Origin of the sequence: Streptomyces graminilatus (assembly GCF_001418565.1) — a bacterium.
In the GTDB taxonomy this organism is placed as follows: Bacteria; Actinomycetota; Actinomycetes; order Streptomycetales; family Streptomycetaceae; genus Streptomyces; species Streptomyces graminilatus.
Genome location: NZ_LIQQ01000821.1, coordinates 1 through 1,680, shown reverse-complemented (window position 1 = coordinate 1,680; position 1,680 = coordinate 1). Strand labels below are relative to the sequence as shown.

The 1,680-nt window shown below is 72.9% G+C and carries 1 protein-coding gene; it reads right to left on the bottom strand.

Going from position 1 to position 1,680, the window contains the following annotated elements:
* On the bottom strand, window positions 1-1,368 hold a 1,368-nt coding region (locus AOK08_RS41890), incomplete at its 3' end, for a M48 family metalloprotease (RefSeq protein WP_055535821.1).
* Window positions 1,369-1,680: the final 312 nt, after the last annotated feature.

Here is a 1,680-nt window from a genome sequence, read left to right as displayed (position 1 = left end):
CCCCTTCGCCGCGACCGCCTCGTCCGACAGTGGCAACCGGCGCGCCAGTTGCCACAGTTGGCCGTTGTCGATGAGGGCGAGAAGGGCCGGGAGGGTGGGGTGGGCCTTCGTGTACAGGGCCAGGGCCCGGTGCAGTGGGGTGCTGAGCGCCGCGAGGTTGCCCGCCATCGCGCCGTCGAGGAGTTCCTGCCAGTCGGCGGTGCGCCGCAACTGCCGTACCTCGTCCGTCAGTACCGCGTCCTCCAGCGCGGCGAACGTGCGCTCCTCGTCGGCGAGTACGGCGATGGCAGCGCCGTGGGCCTCGTCCGCGCGGCCGTCGGCGGGGAGCAGCTCGACACGGCGGACGCGGTCGGCGACGGGCGGGTGGGAGTCGTACGGCGAGGTCGGCTCCGTGGGCAACTCGCTGCGCATGCCCGCCAGTTCGAGCTGGCGGGCGGTCAGCATCCGGCCGAAGCCGCCGAACACCTCACCGCGCGGCGGCAGCAGTCCGGCCTCGGTGCCCAGGGTGGCGTAACTGCGTGCGTAGAAGCCGAACGCGCCGGTCAGCACCGGGATTTCGCGCAGTGCGGACGCGGTCGCGTCGCGGCCGGCGATCCGGGCGGCCGAGGCGTCGGCGGCGTACTCCTGGCGGCGGGAGTCGGCGAGCGTGGCCCGCAGGTACATCTTGGCGTACGCGGTGTAGATCCGGGCCAGCGTGCGGTACGTGATGCCCACGCCGGCCGTGTCGATCTTCCGCCCTTCCCTGCCCCTGGCCTCGGCCCTGGCGTTCCGCCGCTCCTGCCGGGCCCGCACCCGGGCCTCCGCGCCGCCGGCCCGCTCCTCGAAGCTCCTTATGGTGCGCAGGAGTTGGGTGCGTCCGCGCAGAGTGGTGGCGGCCAGGCGGGTGTCGGAGCCGGCGTAGTGGCCGAGTTCATGGGCGAGTACCGCGCGCAGTTGGGCCTCGGTCAGGCCCTGCATCAGAGGTACGCCCAGGTAGAGCCGGCGCGGGCCGGGGAGCAGGCCGAGCAGACGGGCGTCCTCGCTGACGGCTGCGTTGACGTCGCCGGTGAGGAGGATGCGGGACGGGGCCCGGGTGCCGACCTGGTCGGCCAACTCCCGCACGGTGCGCCAGAGTTCCGGCTCGTCCGCCTCGGTCACGGCCAGCCCCGACGGCTCCTCGCCCTTCGGCGTACGCAGCATGAACAGGCCGCGGACCAGCGGAATCGCCAGCAGTACGGAGATGAGGGTCACCTTTGCCGCGAGGGCGGCCGGAGCGTACGCGAAGAGCAGGTAGTCGGTGCCGGCGAGCGCCGCCAGCAGGAGCAGGCCGAGCAGATGGAAGCCGGCGAGCAGTACGAGAGCGCGCAGCGCGCGCAGGGTCGAGCCCATCGGGCCGGGATTCCTCCACGGGAACGGGGACGGTGGCAAGGGCGCGCGGCCGTGCGGTGGGGTCAGGACCGGCGGGTGGGGGAAAGCGGAGTATCGCCTACGGGCGCACGGGCAGGCAAGACATGATCATGCCACCCGATGCTCTTCCCGGTCCCGGTGCTGGTGCTGGTGCCGGTTCCCCGTTCCCGGTTCTCGCCTCCGTCCCCGTACTCATCCCCGTACTCATCTCCATCCCCATCCCTGTTCCCGTTCCCCGGTCCCGTTCTCGCCTCCGCCCCCATCCCCGTCTCCATCCGCACCTGCCCCGCCCCC